This is a genomic window from Massilia niabensis (genome assembly GCF_042655085.1).
Classification (GTDB): Bacteria; Pseudomonadota; Gammaproteobacteria; order Burkholderiales; family Burkholderiaceae_D; genus Telluria; species Telluria niabensis.
Map to the genome: position 1 here is coordinate 140,712 of NZ_JBHSMU010000015.1, position 17,025 is coordinate 157,736.

A 17,025-nucleotide genomic window follows, 5' to 3' on the forward strand; every position below is an offset into this window, starting at 1 on the left:
GCCACCAAGCGACCATGAGCAAATTCTATCCACTCACCGTGGCCCAGGTGAAGCACGAGACGCGCGATGCGATCGCCGTCACCTTCGCCGTCCCGCCTGAACTCAAATCCACCTTCGCCTACCAGCAGGGCCAGCACCTGACCCTGCGCGCGACCATTGGCGGCGAAGACGTGCGCCGCTCCTACTCCATCTGCTCGGCCGTGCAGGACGAGCTGCTGCGCGTGGCGATCAAGCGCACGCCGGGCGGGCTGTTCTCGAGCTGGGCCAACGAAAGCCTGCAGCCGGGCGCCACGCTGGAAGTGATGCCGCCAATGGGCCACTTCAACGTGCCCCTCGAGCCCGACAGCGAGCGCCACTACCTGGCCTTTGCCGCCGGCAGCGGCATCACCCCGATCCTGTCGATCATCAAGACCACCCTGCAGGCCGAGCCGAAGAGCCGCTTCACGCTCGTCTACGGCAACCGCGCTTCGTCCTCCGTCATCTTCCGCGACGAGCTGACCGACCTGAAGGACCTCTACATGGGGCGCCTGAAACTGGTCTACGTGATGAGCCGCGAGCAGCAGGACATCGAACTCTTCAACGGCCGCATCACGGGCGAGAAGTGCAGCGCTTTCCTCAAGCACTGGATCGATATCCAGGATATCGACATCGCCTTCATCTGCGGTCCGGAAGACATGATGCATGGCGTCTCCAGGTCGCTGCAGGAAGCGGGCATGGCAAAGGAAAACATCCGCATCGAGCTGTTCGCCGCCAGCATTCCGAAGCATGAGCACAAGCCGCGCCCGGTCGAAGCGGGCGCCCGCCAGCAGACCGAAGTCACCGTCATCATGGATGGCAGCGCCGCCAGCTTCACGATGGACAAGGACAAGGAGTCGATCCTGGATGCGGGCATCCGCGCCGGCATCGACATGCGCTATTCGTGCAAGGGCGGCGTCTGCTCGACCTGCCGTTGCAAGGTCGTCGACGGCAATGTCGAGATGGACGTGAACTACGCACTCGAAGACTACGAAGTCGCGCGCGGTTTCGTCCTCTCCTGCCAGGCCTTCCCGATCACGGACAAGGTGGTCGTCAACTTCGACCAGCACGAATAACAAGTACGAATAACAACGCGGAGACCATCATGAGCTACGAATCGATCCTGTTCACGATCGAGAACGGCGTCGCCGTCCTCACCCTGAACCGCCCCGACCGCCTGAACAGTTTTACCCAGGCCATGCACCTCGAAGTGCGCGACGCGCTGGAAAGACTGCAAGCCGACAAATCGGTGCGCGTGCTGGTGCTGACCGGTGCCGGCCGCGGTTTCTGCGCCGGACAGGACCTGGGTGACCGCGCCGTCGCGCCGGGCGCGCCAGGAGTCGATCTCGGTGAATCGGTGGAAAAATTCTACGCGCCGCTGGTGATGACCTTGCGCAGCCTGCCGATGCCCGTCATCTGTGCCGTGAACGGCGTGGCCGCCGGCGCCGGCGCCAATCTCGCATTGGCCTGCGATATCGTGCTGGCCGCAAAGTCCGCCAGCTTCATCGAAGCCTTTTGTAAACTCGGCCTGATTCCGGACACCGGCGGCACCTGGCATTTGCCGCGCCTTATCGGCCAGGCCCGCGCGACGGGCCTGGCCATGCTGGGCGAAAAGCTCCCGGCCGAAAAAGCGGAAGAGTGGGGCCTGATCTGGCGCTGCCTGCCGGACGAAGCGCTGATGGACGAGGCCATGGCCATGGCCGACCATTTCGCCAGCGCTGCAACCCGCGGCCTGGCCTTCACCAAGAAGGCGCTGCAGGCGAGCTACGCCAACACGCTGCCTGAACAGCTCAAGCTGGAAGGGGAGATGATGCGCGAACTTGGCTACAGCCACGACTACCGCGAAGGCGTCGCCGCCTTCATCGCCAAGCGCCCGGCGCAGTTCAAGGGGGAATGATGGAAGCTCAGTTGGGTCTGGCAAAAGACAGTATCGTCGCCGTCATCGGCAGCGGCGCCATGGGTTCGGGCATCGCCCAGATCGCGGCCGCCAGCGGCCATCCGGTGCGCCTGTTCGATACGCGCGAGGGTGCGGCCGCCAAGGCCATCGGCGAGATCGGCAAGGTCTACGCCAGGCTGGTCGACAAGGGCCGGATGGGCGCGGAGGAAGCGGAGCTCGCCCGCGAACGCCTGCAAACGGTCGACACGCTCGACGGCGTGAAGGAGGCCGCGCTCGTCATCGAAGCCATCGTCGAGAACCTGGACGCCAAGCGCACGCTGTTCACCGAACTCGAAGCCATAATGGATGAACGCTGCATCCTGGCGACGAACACCTCGTCGATCTCGGTGACCGCGATTGCCGCACCCTTGAAGCATCCCGGACGCCTGGTCGGCATGCACTTCTTTAACCCGGTGCCGCTGATGGCGCTGGTCGAAGTGATCAGTGGCCTGGCGACCGAGCAGGCCGTGGCCGATACGGTGTACGCCACCGCCCAGGCCTGGGGCAAGGAGCCGGTGCACGCGACATCGACCCCCGGCTTCATCGTCAACCGTGTCGCCCGTCCGTACTATGCCGAGGCGCTGCGCCTGCTGCAGGAAGGCGCCGCCGATGCCGCCACGCTGGACGCCGTCATGCGCGACGGCGGCGGTTTTCGCATGGGGCCCTTCGAGCTGATGGACCTGATCGGCCACGACGTGAATTTCTCGGTCACGCAGTCGGTGCACGCCGCCTATTACGGCGACGGGCGCTTTACGCCCTCGGTCGTGCAGCAGGAACTGGTGAACGCCGGTTTCCTCGGCCGTAAAACGGGCCGCGGTTTTTATCGCTATGGCGAGGATGCGTCCAAGCCGGTTGCACAGGCCGAACCAGCGCAGGCGCGCCCGAACACGGTCGCCATCAGCATGTCGCGCGAAATCAAGACCAGCGTCCTGAGCCCGATGGAAGCGCGCCTGGCCGCCGCCGGCTTCACGGTCGCGCATCATGATCCACACGACAGGCCACTGCATGGCGCCGAGACGCAGGAGGCCCCGGCCTTCCACTGCAGCGGTGCCGCGATTTTTCTTACCGATGGCCGCAGCGCCACCGAGCGCGCCGCCGCCAACCGTCACGCCAATACGGTCGTCTACGACCTGCTGTTCGATCATGCCAAGGCCACGCGCATCGCGCTGGCGCGTGCCGACCAGTGCAGCGATGAGGCCTGGCACGCCGCGGTCGGCCTGTTCCAGGCAGCCGGCTTCACCGTCACGCGGCTGGACGACGTGCCCGGCATGGCCGTGATGCGCACCGTCGCCATGCTCGCCAACGAAGCGGCCGACGCCGTTAACCAGGGCGTCTGCAGCGCGCGCGCCGTCGACATCGCGATGCAGAAGGGCGTGAACTACCCGCGCGGGCCCTTGGCCTGGGCGGACAGCGTTGGCCTGCACCACGTGGTGACGGTGCTGGCCAACCTCGGCGCCACGTATGGCGAAGACCGCTACCGCGTGTCGCCGCTGCTGCGCCGCAAGCTCGCCGCCAACCCAGTGGAGCCGCGTTTTCATGCATAAGGATCTCCAGGCACTGGCCGAACTGGCCGGCAAGACCATGTACGAGCGCGACCCGGCCAGCCAGGCCCTGGGCATGACGCTCGATGCGATCCGCCCCGGCTACGCGCGCATGACGATGCGGGTTCGTCGCGACATGCTCAACGGCCACGCGACCTGCCACGGCGGCTATATCTTCATGCTGGCCGACAGCGCCTTTGCGTTTGCCTGCAACTCGCACAATTTCAATACGGTCGGCGCCGGCTGCACGATCGACTACCTGGCCCCGGGACGGGAAGGCGACGTCTTGAGCGCCGAAGCCGTGGAGCAGGCGCTCTCCGGCAAAACCGGGGTCTACGACGTCACCGTGAGGGACGGGGAAGGGCGCACGATCGCGCTTTTCCGCGGCAAGTCGCATCGTGTGAGCGGGATGGTGGCCGAGGTGCTTGCTTAACTCCAAGCGCGTAATCCAGAACCAGGAGGTCCAGATGGTCCAACGTATTCCGACGCCGGGCGAGCTTGAACCGATCGAGCGCGCCAGCCGCGACGAACTGCAGGCGCTGCAATTGAAACGGCTGCAGTGGTCGCTGCAGCACGCCTACGAGAACGTGCCGCACTACCGCCAGGCGTTCGACGAGGCGGGCGTGCATCCCGGCGACCTGAAGACCCTGGCCGACCTGGCGAAATTCCCGTTCACCGAGAAGAAGACCCTGCGCGACAATTATCCGTTCGGACTGTTCGCCGTGCCGCGCGAGCAGGTGGTGCGCGTGCATGCGTCGTCCGGCACCACGGGCCGCCCGACGGTGGTCGGCTACACGAAGCGGGACATCGACACCTGGGCCGATGTGGTGGCACGCTCGATCCGCGCTGCCGGCGGCCGTGCCGGCGACATGGTGCACGTCGCCTACGGCTATGGCCTGTTCACGGGCGGCCTCGGCGCCCACTACGGTGCCGAGCGTCTGGGCTGCACGGTGGTGCCGATGTCGGGCGGGCAGACCGAAAAACAGGTGCAGCTGATCCAGGACTTCCAGCCGTCGATCATCATGGTCACGCCCTCGTACATGCTGAATATCGTCGAGGAGTTCAGGCGCCAGGGCCTCGACCCGGCGGCGTCCTCGCTCAAGCTCGGCATCTTCGGGGCCGAACCCTGGACCGACGCCATGCGCCGCACCATCGAACAGGAAGCGGGCATCGACGCGGTCGACATCTACGGCCTGTCCGAAGTGATGGGGCCGGGCGTGGCCAGCGAGTGCATCGAAAGCAAGGACGGTCCCGTCATCTGGGAAGACCATTTTTATCCGGAGATCATCGACCCGGATACGGGCGAAACCCTGCCCGACGGCGAAGAGGGAGAGCTGGTGTTCACCTCGCTCACGAAAGAAGCGCTGCCGATCATCCGCTACCGCACGCGCGACCTGACCCGTTTGCTGCCGCCGACGGCGCGCTCGATGCGCCGCATGGGCCGCATCACGGGCCGCTCGGACGACATGCTGATCATCCGCGGCGTGAACGTGTTCCCGAGCCAGATCGAGGAACTGATCCTCAAGATGCCGGCCCTGGCGCCGCAGTACCAGTTGCTGGTCGCGCGCGACGGCCATCTCGACACGCTGGAAGTGTTCGGCGAGCTGCGGAACGGCGGCGAGCCGTCGCAGGCGGTGGAAGCGCTCGCCAGGGAACTCCAGCAATGCATCAAAACCCATGTCGGCGTGACGACCAAAGTGAGCTTGCTGCCCCCGATGGGCATCGAGCGCACCCTGACCGGCAAGGCCCGGCGCGTCGTCGACAAACGCCCCAAGAACAACTAACGAGGAGATTTTTCATGACCGACGCATTCATCTGCGACGCCGTCCGCACCCCCTTCGGCCGCTACGGCGGCGCGCTCGCCTCCGTGCGCGCCGACGACCTGGCCGCGCTGCCGATCGCCGCGCTCATCGAACGCAACAAGGGCGTGGACTGGTCCATGGTCGACGACCTGTACTGGGGTTGCGCCAACCAGGCAGGCGAAGACAACCGCAACGTGGGTCATATGGCGGGCCTGCTGGCCGGCCTGCCGCCTGAAGTGCCCGGCAATACCATCAACCGCCTGTGCGGCTCAAGCCTGGATGCGGTTGGCCTGGCCGGCCGCGCGATCCGCGCCGGCGAAGCCAACCTGATCATTGCCGGCGGCTCGGAAAGCATGACGCGCGCGCCTTTCGTGATGGGCAAGGCCGATTCCGCCTTTTCGCGCGCGGCGAAAATCGAAGACACCACCATCGGCTGGCGCTTCGTGAACCCGCTGATGAAGGCGAAGTACGGCATCGACTCGATGCCGGAAACGGCCGAGAACGTGGCCCGTGAATTCAACATCAACCGTGCCGACCAGGATGCGTTCGCAATCCGCAGCCAGCAGCGCTGGGCGCGCGCGAACGCCGCCGGGATTTTCCGCGATGAGATCGTGCACGTCACGCTGCACGGCAAGAAAGGGGAATCGCGCGTGTTCGACACCGACGAACATCCGCGTCCGGACACCACGTTTGAAGCGCTGGCGAAACTGAAAGGCGTGGTCACGCCGGACGGCAGTGTCACCGCCGGGAACGCCTCGGGCGTGAATGACGGCGCCTGCGCGCTGCTGATTGCATCAAGCGCCGCGGCCGAGCGCTTCGGCCTGACGCCGCGAGCCCGCATCGTCAGCATGGCCACCGCCGGCCTGGCGCCGCGCATCATGGGCTTCGGCCCGTCGCCCGCCACCAAAAAGGTGCTGGCGCAGACCGGGCTCACGATCGGCCAGATGGACGTGATCGAACTGAACGAAGCTTTTGCCGCTCAAGGTCTTGCCGTGATGCGCGACCTGGGCCTGGCCGACGACGCCGAACATGTGAATCCGAACGGCGGCGCGATTGCGCTTGGCCACCCGCTGGGCGCATCCGGCGCGCGCCTGGTCACGGCAGCGGTGTACCAGCTGCAGCGCACCAAGGGCCGCTACGCGCTGTGCACGATGTGCATCGGCGTCGGCCAGGGCATCGCCCTGATCATCGAACGAGTGTAGAAACCATGGTGAAAGTCTACGAAATCAACGGCGTGCGCCCGGTCGTGCATCCCACGAGCTTTGTGCACCCAACGGCGGTGCTGATCGGCGACGTCATCGTCGGCCCGCGCTGCTATATCGGCCCGCTGGCTTCGCTGCGCGGCGACTTCGGGCGCCTGGTGCTGGAAGAGGGCGCGAACGTGCAGGACAGCTGCGTGATGCACGGTTTCGAAAACGGCGAAACCGTGATCGAGGTCGACGGCCACATCGGCCACGGCGCCGTCCTGCATGGCTGCCGCGTCAAGCGCAACGCGATGGTCGGCATGAATGCGGTGGTCATGGACGGCGCCGTCGTGGGCGAGGAATCGATCGTCGCCGCGATGAGCTTCGTGAAGGCCGGCATGGTGATCCCGCCGCGCAGCATGGTCATGGGCACGCCTGCGCGCGTGATGCGCGAACTGAAAGAAGAAGAAATCAAGTGGAAGAGCTTCGGCACCCGGCAGTACCACGAGCTGGCGGTGCGCTCGCTGAACACGATGCGCGAGGTCGAGGCATTCACGGAAATCGAGCCGGACCGGCCCGTCTTTGCGTTTAACAGCGGCCACGCGCCTAAAAAATAATCCGTAGGGTGGGCTCGTACTTGAAGCCACTGGCTTCAAGTACCCCACGCGGTTGCGGCATCCGCAATCCACCTGCGCAAACATCCTGAGGAGACAAGAACATGCCACAAGCAAGCACACTGCAAAGCTGGATCGGCGGCCGCTGGATCGGCCAGGAAGCGCACACACCGCTGCACAGCGCGCTCGACGGCCAGCTGGTGTATCACACCCACCTGGAAAAGATCGACTTCAACGAAGCCGTGACCTACGCCCGCAAGACGGGCGTGCCCGGCCTGATGAAGCTCGACTTCCAGACCCGCGCCCAGCGCCTGAAAGCCCTCGCCTTGTACCTGATGGACCGGAAGGAAGAGCTGTATGAGATTTCGCACCTGACCGGCGCCACGCGCCAGGACAGCTGGGTCGACGTCGAGGGCGGCATCGGCACCCTGTTCGCCTACGCCAGCATGGGCGGGCGCGAACTGCCGTCGTCGAACGTGCTGCACGAAGGCCCGGCCATCGCCCTGGGCAAGCGCGGCGGCTTTGCCGGCACCCACATCCTGGTGCCGCGCGGCGGCCTGGCCGTGCACATCAACGCCTTCAATTTCCCGATCTGGGGCCTGCTCGAGAAATTCGCGCCGAGTTTCCTCGCCGCGATGCCCTGCATCGGCAAACCGGCCACGGCCACGAGCTACCTGACCCATGCCGTCGTCAAGATGATGATGGAGTCGAACCTGCTGCCCGAAGGCGCGCTGCAGCTCGTCATCGGCTCGACCGGCGACCTGCTCGACCGTTTGACCGGTTTCGATGCCGTCACCTTCACCGGCTCGGCCGACACCGCCGCCAAGCTGCGCGCCAACCCGAACCTGATCCGCGAGTCGGTGCCGTTCACCGCCGAAGCCGATTCGCTCAATTGCGCGATCCTGGCGCCGGATGTCACTCCTGACGACCCGGAATTTGACCTGTTCGTCAAGGAGGTGGCGCGCGAGATGACCGGCAAGGCCGGCCAGAAGTGCACGGCGATCCGTCGCATCATCGTCCCCGAGGGGCAGGTGGACGCCCTGGGCGAGCGCCTGCGAGATCGCCTGGCGAAGATTGTCGTCGGCAACCCGAAGATGGAAGGCGTGCGCATGGGCGCGCTGGCCTCGATGGACCAGCACCGCGATGTGAGCGAACGGGTCGAGATGCTCGCGCGCGGCAACGAGGTCATCTTCGGCGCCCACCACGGCTTCAACCCGGTGGGTGAGAACTGCGCCAGCGGCGCCTTCTTCTCGCCGACCCTGCTGCTGTGCCGCAACGCGGCCATCAACACGGCCGTGCACGACATCGAGGCCTTCGGCCCGGTCAGCACGATGATGACCTACCGCGACATCGACGAGGCGCTGCACCTCGCGGCGCTGGGCCGCGGCAGCCTGGTCACCACGCTGGCGACCAAAGACCCGGCGATTGCCGCGCACGCGGTGCCGATCGCGGCCGCCTCGCACGGGCGCGTGCTGATCCTCGACCGGGAAGCCGCGGTTGATTCGACCGGCCACGGCTCGCCCCTGCCGCAGTTGAAACACGGCGGCCCGGGCCGCGCCGGCGGCGGCGAAGAGCTGGGCGGCATCCGCGCGGTAAAGCACTTCCTGCAGCGCGCGGCGGTGCAGGGCTCGCCGACGATGCTCACTGCCGTCACGGGCGAGTATGTGCGCGGCGGTGCAGTGAAGGAATCGGAGCTCCACCCGTTCCGGCGCCACTTCGAGGACCTGGAAATCGGCCACTCGCTGCTGACCCACCGCCGCACCGTGAGCGAAGCGGACATCGTCAACTTCGGCGGCGTCTCCGGCGACTACTTCTATATGCACTTCGACGAGATCGCAGCGAAAGACACGCAGTTCGGCAAGCGCATCGCCCACGGCTACTTCGTGCTGTCGGCGGCGGCGGGCCTGTTCGTGTCGCCGGCGCCGGGGCCGGTGCTGGCCAACTACGGCCTGGATAACCTGCGCTTCGTGGCGCCGGTCGCGATTGGCGACACCATCCGCGCGCGCCTGACCTGCAAGCGCAAGGTCGACCGCAACCGCACCGACGAACAGGGCCGCGGCCAGGGCGTGGTGGCGTGGGACGTGCAGGTGACGAACCAGCACGACGAACTGGTGGCCAGCTACGACATCCTGACGCTGGTGCAAAAGCACCAGGAACACCATTGCGTTGATACAGCACAACAACCGGTGTCGTAGAAGGCGCGGCGGCGCAAGGCGTGCATAATGATGCAATGGACGCAGGCGTCCTGCCTGCATCCCTTCACTTGTCGTCAATTGCCATGGAGTGTGTATGTCGCGGTTAGACCTGAGCAGTATTCCCGTATTGACCGGAACCGGTTATCCCGAACCCTTCGCCGAGGCGGTCAATGGGCGCAGCCGGCAGGCATTGGGCGAGGCAGGCGGCTTGAGCCAGTTCGGCGTCAACCTGGTCGAGCTCAAGCCGGGCGCGGCATCGTCCCAGCGCCATTGGCACACCCATGAAGACGAGTTCGTCATGGTCGTGTCGGGCGAACTTACGCTGGTGACGGACGAGGGCGAAACGCTGATGCGCGCCGGCGACTGCGCGGCTTTTCCGGCCGGCCGCCCGAACGGCCACCACCTGGTCAACCGCAGCTGGGGCAATGCGCTGTTCCTGGCGGTAGGGCCGAATGTTCCGGAAGACCGGGCTACTTATCCGGACATCGACCTGATGTACGACGGCGCCAGCGACAGCTTTACGCACAAGGACGGCACGCCCTATCCGAAGCGCGGTACTCCCGCCGTGCCTGCCGTTAGCCCCGGTGTCGAGGAGCATACGATCGGGCAGCGCGTGTACCGCACGGATCCGCACCCGGAGGAACGCGGCTGAGCCAGCCTCAGAGCGGCTTAGTCGAGCTTGCGCTCGTAGCGGTCCTTGACCACCTGGCTGATGTAGGTCGACAGGCCGGTGCCGAGCGTGGCCAGGCGCTGCATTTCGGCGATATTGCCTGCGCCGGCGCTCTGGTCGGTGTAGAGATAGCGCTCGCCGCCGGAAAAGCGCACCGTGATCGAGCGGTCGCCGATGTCGTAGGCGATCACGCCGGATTCGCCGCTCAGGTTTTTGTAGCGTTGCATCTGCGTCCTCCGCTATGGTCTTGTTCGGATTCTAGCGAGAGGGGCGGCCTACAAGGCGCGCGCCACGGTCACGATCAGCGCCGCCGACGGCACCAGCAGCACTTGCGCCAGCAGGGTGCCGGCCAGCCGGCTGCCCACCAGCCACACGATGGCGTGGCGAAACTGCGATTCGCTCACCCGTCCTTCCACGACATCGTCCGTCATGCCCGACATGTGCGGATCGATGAACACGGCCATCATGATGGTCGCGCCGCCATTGATGATCGAGGACAGCGTGCTCGACGTGACGCGTACTTCCGGGTCGAGCGCGCCCGCGTACATGGCCGCGAACACCCCGACCGTCCACAGCGCCGTGGCGCCGACATTCAGCAAGGTAATCGACAGCGACACGCTGCGTTTGCCGCGCAGCGCGCTCACGTTGGCGCTGGCGGGCAGCGTCGCCGAATCCTTCACGTACGACAGGCCGCCCTTGAAAAAGCCGTGCAGGATCAGCTTCGGTACCGAACGGTGCACCTGGAAGTGAGCGACCGCGCGGCAGAACACGCGCTGGAAAGTGGGGATGAGGAGGGCGCCGACAATTGTCGCCAATGCGGCCGAGACCAGCAGCCAGCGAAAGTCCGCCAGCAGGTTCGTGACGACCGTGCCCGCCAGGTTCGACTCGACCCGCTTGGCCAGAAAAGGCCCGAGGAAGGAATTCGAGGTACGCGACACCAGCACCAGGATGGAAAACAGCGCAAACGACACCGCGATGCGCCGCGTGCGCACCCCAGCAATGCGCACCGAATAGGCCAGCGTGCCGATCAGGTGGATGACGAAAGTCAGGAAGCAGATCAGCAAGAGCTGGGTGTCCATGTGCGCGCCGTGTTGTAAAACATGCATGCTGACATTGAACGGCGGTCACAGCAACCGAAGATTGCCGCAGGAGACCAGGAGTGCCCGAAACTGTTTTATTTGCCGCAAGGACAACATCCTCGTACACTGGGTTTCGGGATGCCTGCTACTCCCAGTCACGGGTTGCCATCCCTTTACCGTCATCGAAAGCCGTATGTCAAAACCATCGTCCAGCAACAAAACTGTTCCATTGCGCAGCCTGGTGCTTCTGCTCTCCGTCTTCGTCGCCCAGAACGGCTGGGCATGTCGCGTAGCGCCCAGACAGCAGTTGATCAGCGTCGATGAGCAAATCATGGCAGCAACCGATGTCTCGGTGGCCGAGGTCATCAGTGCGATACCTGTCGAGGGCAGGGACATCGAGTACCGCTTCCTCGTGCGGCAACGCCTGGCGGGTGAAGACCGGGGCGTTTTCACGGTCATGGGACGAGGCAAGCAGGGCAAGCACTGGAGCGACTTTTCGACGGGCAGCGGCGCGGCAGGCGACGACAGGGACACGAGCTTCGACCATCATACGAACCCGGTATTCTGGAAACGCGGCGGTGGTCGGGTGATGAATGAAGGCGACTGCGGCATCTATCCGAGCTTCGTCGTTGGCGCCACCTATCTCGTGTTCCTGGGTTCGCCGGTGACCTGGCGCAGTTTCGAGAAAATCGAGGTCGTCAACGGGAGGATCAGCGACGACGACAAATGGCTGGCCTATGTAAAGGCCGGACTAGCCAGGCGAAGGGACGCGGAAACGCCCATTCCTGCGCAGCTTTTCTGAACAGCCGAGCGTCTGCTTCGGGCTGCAAGGTATAAATCAGGCATCAACAGGAGAGCACGATATGAAAATTCCTTACTCGGGCGGGTGTGCATGCGGGGCGATCCGCTACAAAGGCGCGCAGGCGCCCCTTGTCATGATCAACTGCCATTGCACGGATTGCCAGCGCTCGAGCGGCGCTCCTTTTGCGTCGGGCATCGTCGTCATGACTGCCGATCTCCAGGTCAGCGGCACGCCGAAGACCTACGCGGTGCGTGGAAGCAGCGGCGCTTCAGCAACCCGTAGCTTTTGCGCCGACTGCGGCACCCCTTTGTTCACGCAAAGCGAAGCGAATGCACAATTCACCTCGATTCGCTTTCCGTCGCTGGACGATGCGTCGGACTTCAAACCCATGCTCGACATCTACACCGCAAGCGCGCAGCAATGGCTGTGCCTTGATCCGGCGATTCCTCACTTTCCGCAATCACCTCAACAGCCAGATGAATGAGGGCCTGAAGCCGGGCAATATTCAGGTGTATTTATAGCAATGGCTGGGCTATCCTGTGCTTTGCTGTCCATAAATACATTTGGAGCGAACATGCCCGTCCTGAAGAATCTCATCCACCGCAAGGGCGTTTTCGCGCTGCTTTCAGCGGCAGCCCTGTTTGGCACGCCTTTCTGTTCTGCCGCCGACGCGCCCTTCAAGCCGACGCTCGACGCCATCTATCCCTCGCTCGACGCCTTGTACCAGGACCTGCACCGCCATCCCGAATTGTCCCTGCAGGAGGAAAAGACAGCGGCGAAAATGGCGGCGCAGTTGCGCAAGCTTGGGCTGCAGGTGACCGAGCGCGTAGGCGGTTACGGTGTGGTGGGAGTCCTGCGCAACGGCGACGGGCCGACCGTCATGGTGCGCACCGACATGGATGCCTTGCCCATCAAGGAACAGACCGGGCTGCCCTATGCCAGCACCGTCGTGGCCAAGGCCGGGAATGGCGACACCACGTCCGTGATGCATGCCTGCGGCCACGATATCCACATGACTTCCTGGGTCGGCGCCGCGGCGATCCTGGCGGCGAACAAGGCAGGATGGCGCGGGACAGTGGTGTTTGTCGGGCAGCCGGCCGAAGAGATTCTCCAGGGCGCCAAGGCGATGCTGAAGGATGGCTTGCTGACGCGCTTTCCCAAGCCGGACTTCGTTCTCGGCATCCACGATACGAACCTGATTCCGGCCGGCCAGGTCGGGATCGTCTCCGGACCGGCGTCCGCCGCATCGAACTCGGTCGACATCACCTTTTACGGCAAGGGCGGCCATGGCGCAGCGCCCCACCTGGGGAAGGACCCGGTCCTGATTGCCGCGAGGGCAGTCGTCACGCTGCAGTCGATCGTGTCGCGCGAGGTCAGCCCCTTCGAACCGGCCATCGTCACCGTCGGGACCTTCCATGCCGGAACCAAACGGAACGTCATTCCCGACGAAGCCAAGCTCGAGCTGACGGTGCGGTCGTATAAATCAGAGGTGCAGCAGCACATGCTGGAAGCGATCGCGCGCATTGCCAAGGCGGAGTCGGCCGCGGCCGGCACGGCACGTCAACCCCTGGTCACCGTCGATCCGAAGGAAGCGAGCGACGTGGTGATCAACGATCCGGCCCTGGCGGCCAGGCTCGGCAGCTCGCTGAAGAAGTCGCTGGGCGAAGCCAATGTCGTACCGATTGCACCTTCGTCCGCATCCGAAGACTTCGGTGAGTTCGGACGGGTCGCCAAGGTGCCTTCGATTCAGCTGCGCTTGGGTATGGTTGAGCCAAAGGAATACGCCGCAGCAAAGGCGGCCGGAAAACAGACGCCGGGCTCGCACACGGCCAACTTCGCGCCGGACCGCGAACGCACCATCCGCACTGGTGTCGCGGCGCTGGCAGCGTCGGTGATGGAGCTGCTCAAGCCGGCAATGTGAACTGGTTGCGTATGCCGGGCTTTGTATAGGCAAGGTGCCGCGCAGCCTGTTTTGATGTCCGTGATCGGCCAGAAGCGGTCGTTCGCTGGGCAACCTGCCCAGGCCAGCTAAAAAAACGGTTTAGCGTCAGTTGAGATCCGCATGAGGCGCGTTATGCCAGATTGAAGTCCGCGAATTCCCTCCGGCGCACCTGGGCTTGGGAAGCGATATTGGACTGGTATTCACGCACCGATAATTTCGACTCTGCTCTATACCAAGGAAAACAACAGCGAAGGAAACAAGATGTACGTATTGTATTACTCGCCAGGATCGGCAAGCATGGTTGTTCACGCCGTGCTCCTTGAAACCGGCACGCTGCATCAGTTACAGCTAGTCGACTTCGGCAGGAACGAACAGCACGGCGCGGGCTACCTGAAGCTCAATCCAACCGGCATGGTACCCACTCTGGTCGTGGACAATGTCGCGGTGCAGGAATCGGCGGCGTTGGTCATGCTGTTGGCCGAACGCCATCCGGAAGCGCGCTTAGCACCGCCGGCGGGCACGTCCGGGCGAGCCGAGTGGCTGAAGTGGACCGTGCACCTGTCGAGCCACCTGGGAGGGCTGTACCGCCAATGGTTCTATCCCAGCGACCTCGGCATGGAAGACTATTCGGTCGCCATGCGGGATGCGGTGCGCATGAAGATCGAAGGAACGCTAGAACGCATCGACGGTCATCTTGCACAGCACGGCCCCTACCTGCTCGGGAACGCTTTCTCCAGCGCCGATCTTCAACTGACCATGTACATGCGCTGGGCACGCAATATGCCGCGTCCCGCCACCACCTGGCCCTACCTTAACGCCCTCGCGCTGCGTGTCACTGCCCGGCCCAGTTGGATACAGATGTGCGAGATTGAAGGCCTGCACGACTGGGCGGCCGCGCAAGCCTGACTAGTGCCGCCAGACTGGGTATCTGTCGCGAGACAGAGGCAGAACTGTCTATGGTGGTACCGTTACTTTGCGAAATACTACAGATGCTAGCAGGAGTATTAGCTACCCGAGTCCTCGTGGTTCAGTAACGACGTGGCAGGAGCCTCGGCTATGATGAAATCCGGAAAACATCTATACGGATCGATGGACTGGTCCTGCAAAATCGATAGGCAGGCTAATTCGACGTGATGGCTGGATCCGTTTTAATAGCTTCCTAGTAACGCAATCTTGAACGTTCACTTAGGTCGATGGCAGACGTTACGAACGACTGCAATCGGCCAGAAGCAGTCGTCCGCCTCCCAAAAAATGATCAACGTATAGTTGAGACATAGCGACAACTTTGTTGCAATTATCTTGGTTTGATTCTTTGTTGAGGAAGCAAATGACCAACACGTTCTTAGAGCTTAGCTTTTCTCGTATGGTCGAGAAAGTTTCCGATTATGCGATCTTTCTGACAGATCGCTCAGGGGTGATTCAGACGTGGAATCCGGCAGCGGAAGCCATGAAAGGCTTTTCCGAAGATGAGGCAATCGGCCAGCACCTGGGTATTCTGTACACGGATGAGGACAAGCGCCGCAACCATCCAGAACATAACCTCGAGGACGCAGCCAAGCAAGGAACCTTCCAAGAGTCGGCTTGGCGCAAGCGCAAAGACGGGTCGCTATTCTGGGCCTTGGTCGAGCTGATTGCGATTCGTAACGACAGCGGCGAGCTCGAAGGATTTTGCAAGGTCACTCGTGATCTAACCAACCTGAAGCAATTGCAGGACAACCTGGCAGCCGAGAAGGAGCGCGCTGAGCTGACACTTAGTGCCATCGCGGACGGAGTCATTTCGCTCGATGAGGTAGGTGCTGTTGAATACGTCAACTATCAAGCCCAGTGTTTGACAGGCTGGTCGCAGGAGGACGCGAAAGGGCTTCGGATCGAACAGATTTTCAACGCCGTGCAGCTGAATGGGTTCGGCGCTGAGGATGACGGGTCCGGTCGAACTGAAACCCGCGACACGACTTCGCGTGCGATGCGAGTGCTTCGCGCACGTGACGGCAACCAGCATATTATCGAAATGCGCCGGTCCGAGATTCCTGGGAAAGAGGGACAGCCAAGCGGTAGTGTCATTGTTTTTCACGATGTGAGCGAAAGGCGGCGCATGGAAGAAGCACTGCGCGATGCGGATCGCCGCAAAGACGAATTTTTGGCCATGCTTGCGCACGAGTTGCGCAACCCGTTAGCTCCGGTAAGTGCTGCTGCCGAGTTGCTTGCCTTGGGTAAACTCGAGGCCGGCCCCGCAAAGAAAGCAAGTCAAGTCATCATTCGTCAGGTCAAACACATGAGCGCGCTGGTGGATGATTTACTGGACGTGTCGCGTGTGTCACGCGGGCAGATTACATTGGATATGGCCCCGATTGACATGAAGCTAGTGGTCAACGCGGCGATCGAGCAAGTGCGGCCACTCATTGAGAGCCGCCAACACACGCTCACAATCACGCTTGCCCCTCCCAAGGCTCACGTAAAAGGCGACGAAAAGCGGCTGATTCAGGTTGTCGCCAACCTTCTGAACAACGCGGCGAAGTACACTCCCCCTGGAGGAACCATCAGCGTCGAGATGTCAGTTACCGCTGGGGATGTCTGTATCGTCGTGATGGACAACGGTATCGGCATCGACCCGGCCACACAGGAGGTCGTGTTCGAGTTGTTCGAGCAGGTCCAGCGTACGTCAGATAGAACCTTGGGGGGCCTTGGTATTGGGCTGGCACTGGTACGCAGCCTGATCAAGCTGCATAACGGCACAGTAAAGTGCCACAGTGAAGGCCTGGGCCGGGGCAGTCGGTTCATTGCGTGTATACCGTCCCTGGCACCAGACGAAGTTGTTCCAGATCGGCGCAGCGTTGACCGTCTTGTTGAACTGCCTGTTGCCAATCCTAACCTGTCGATTCTGCTCGCGGACGATAACATTGATGCAGCTGAAATGATGCAATTTTTCCTTTCGACTATGGGACACCAAGTGTCGCTTGCGCACACGGCAACCCAGGCGCTGGAAATGTTCAAATCATTTGCACCAGACGTGTGCATTCTTGATATTGGCCTGCCCGACAGCAGCGGATACGACCTTGCTACCAACATTCGGAAGATATCGTCCATGCAGCCTGTCTTAGTAGCTCTGACCGGTTTCGGAACGAGGCGTGATCGGGACAAGGCTACGCAGGTCGGATTTGATCATTACTTCGTTAAGCCTGCAGATCTCGATGCGCTGTCTGAGGTGTTGGCAGCAGTAAGTCCCCGTAGTGTCCGCCATTAAACCT

General features: G+C 63.1%; 16 protein-coding genes. 14 read left to right on the top strand and 2 right to left on the bottom strand.

Features of this window, described 5'->3' with window-relative positions; translation table 11 throughout:
- Positions 1–14 precede the first annotated feature (14 nt).
- The 9 genes from paaE to ACFPN5_RS15165 all read left to right on the top strand — a co-directional run bounded on the left by paaE (position 15) and on the right by ACFPN5_RS15165 (position 9,939).
- Positions 15–1,091: a 1,2-phenylacetyl-CoA epoxidase subunit PaaE gene (gene paaE / locus ACFPN5_RS15125; protein WP_379784581.1), complete on the top strand. Its 1,077-nt coding sequence runs from the start codon at positions 15–17 to the stop codon at positions 1,089–1,091.
- A 29-nt stretch (positions 1,092–1,120) separates the two neighbouring features.
- Positions 1,121–1,912 (top strand): 2-(1,2-epoxy-1,2-dihydrophenyl)acetyl-CoA isomerase PaaG, encoded by a 792-nt coding sequence (gene paaG, locus ACFPN5_RS15130; RefSeq protein WP_379784582.1) that lies wholly within the window; start codon positions 1,121–1,123, stop codon positions 1,910–1,912.
- Positions 1,909–3,495 (top strand): 3-hydroxyacyl-CoA dehydrogenase PaaH, encoded by a 1,587-nt coding sequence (gene paaH / locus ACFPN5_RS15135; protein ID WP_379784583.1) that lies wholly within the window; start codon positions 1,909–1,911, stop codon positions 3,493–3,495. Before paaG ends, paaH begins: the two co-directional genes overlap by 4 nt.
- Entirely contained in the window at positions 3,488–3,925 is a 438-nt protein-coding gene (gene paaI / locus ACFPN5_RS15140) for a hydroxyphenylacetyl-CoA thioesterase PaaI (RefSeq protein WP_379784584.1), read from the top strand. The genes paaH and paaI overlap by 8 nt, the downstream gene beginning before the upstream one ends.
- Before the next feature lie 34 nt (positions 3,926–3,959).
- Complete coding sequence (gene paaK / locus ACFPN5_RS15145) at positions 3,960–5,276, top strand: phenylacetate--CoA ligase PaaK (protein WP_379784585.1); 1,317 nt, start codon at positions 3,960–3,962, stop codon at positions 5,274–5,276.
- A gap of 14 nt (positions 5,277–5,290) precedes the next feature.
- Complete coding sequence (pcaF, locus tag ACFPN5_RS15150; protein WP_379784586.1) at positions 5,291–6,496, top strand: 3-oxoadipyl-CoA thiolase; 1,206 nt, start codon at positions 5,291–5,293, stop codon at positions 6,494–6,496.
- Positions 6,497–6,501: 5 nt separating this feature from the next.
- Positions 6,502–7,095, top strand: coding sequence for a phenylacetic acid degradation protein PaaY (locus tag ACFPN5_RS15155; RefSeq protein WP_379784587.1), 594 nt, complete (start codon positions 6,502–6,504; stop codon positions 7,093–7,095).
- Positions 7,096–7,196: 101 nt separating this feature from the next.
- Positions 7,197–9,287 carry a phenylacetic acid degradation bifunctional protein PaaZ gene (paaZ, locus tag ACFPN5_RS15160; protein ID WP_379784588.1) on the top strand — a complete coding sequence of 697 codons (2,091 nt, stop codon included), beginning with the start codon at positions 7,197–7,199 and terminating at the stop codon, positions 9,285–9,287.
- 94 nt (positions 9,288–9,381) lie between these two features.
- On the top strand, positions 9,382–9,939 hold the full coding sequence (locus ACFPN5_RS15165; protein ID WP_379784589.1) for a cupin domain-containing protein: 558 nt from the start codon (positions 9,382–9,384) through the stop codon (positions 9,937–9,939).
- Positions 9,940–9,956: 17 nt separating this feature from the next.
- Here ACFPN5_RS15165 and ACFPN5_RS15170 read toward each other — a convergent pair whose 3' ends face one another.
- Positions 9,957–10,184 carry a hypothetical protein gene (locus ACFPN5_RS15170; RefSeq protein WP_379784590.1) on the bottom strand — a complete coding sequence of 76 codons (228 nt, stop codon included), beginning with the start codon at positions 10,182–10,184 and terminating at the stop codon, positions 9,957–9,959.
- 48 nt (positions 10,185–10,232) lie between these two features.
- On the bottom strand, positions 10,233–11,036 hold the full coding sequence (locus ACFPN5_RS15175) for a lipid II flippase Amj family protein (RefSeq protein WP_379784591.1): 804 nt from the start codon (positions 11,034–11,036) through the stop codon (positions 10,233–10,235).
- 25 nt (positions 11,037–11,061) lie between these two features.
- Between ACFPN5_RS15175 and ACFPN5_RS15180 the strand changes: the two genes are divergently transcribed.
- The 5 genes from ACFPN5_RS15180 (at position 11,062) to ACFPN5_RS15200 (ending at position 17,021) form a co-directional block, all read left to right on the top strand.
- Positions 11,062–11,838, top strand: coding sequence for a hypothetical protein (locus tag ACFPN5_RS15180; RefSeq protein ID WP_379784592.1), 777 nt, complete (start codon positions 11,062–11,064; stop codon positions 11,836–11,838).
- 61 nt (positions 11,839–11,899) lie between these two features.
- Positions 11,900–12,322, top strand: coding sequence for a GFA family protein (locus tag ACFPN5_RS15185; protein WP_379784593.1), 423 nt, complete (start codon positions 11,900–11,902; stop codon positions 12,320–12,322).
- Positions 12,323–12,412: 90 nt separating this feature from the next.
- Complete coding sequence (locus tag ACFPN5_RS15190) at positions 12,413–13,759, top strand: amidohydrolase (RefSeq protein WP_379784594.1); 1,347 nt, start codon at positions 12,413–12,415, stop codon at positions 13,757–13,759.
- Between the two features lie 282 nt (positions 13,760–14,041).
- Positions 14,042–14,686, top strand: coding sequence for a glutathione S-transferase family protein (locus ACFPN5_RS15195; RefSeq protein ID WP_379784595.1), 645 nt, complete (start codon positions 14,042–14,044; stop codon positions 14,684–14,686).
- 421 nt (positions 14,687–15,107) lie between these two features.
- Positions 15,108–17,021, top strand: coding sequence for a hybrid sensor histidine kinase/response regulator (locus ACFPN5_RS15200; protein WP_379784596.1), 1,914 nt, complete (start codon positions 15,108–15,110; stop codon positions 17,019–17,021).
- Positions 17,022–17,025: the final 4 nt, after the last annotated feature.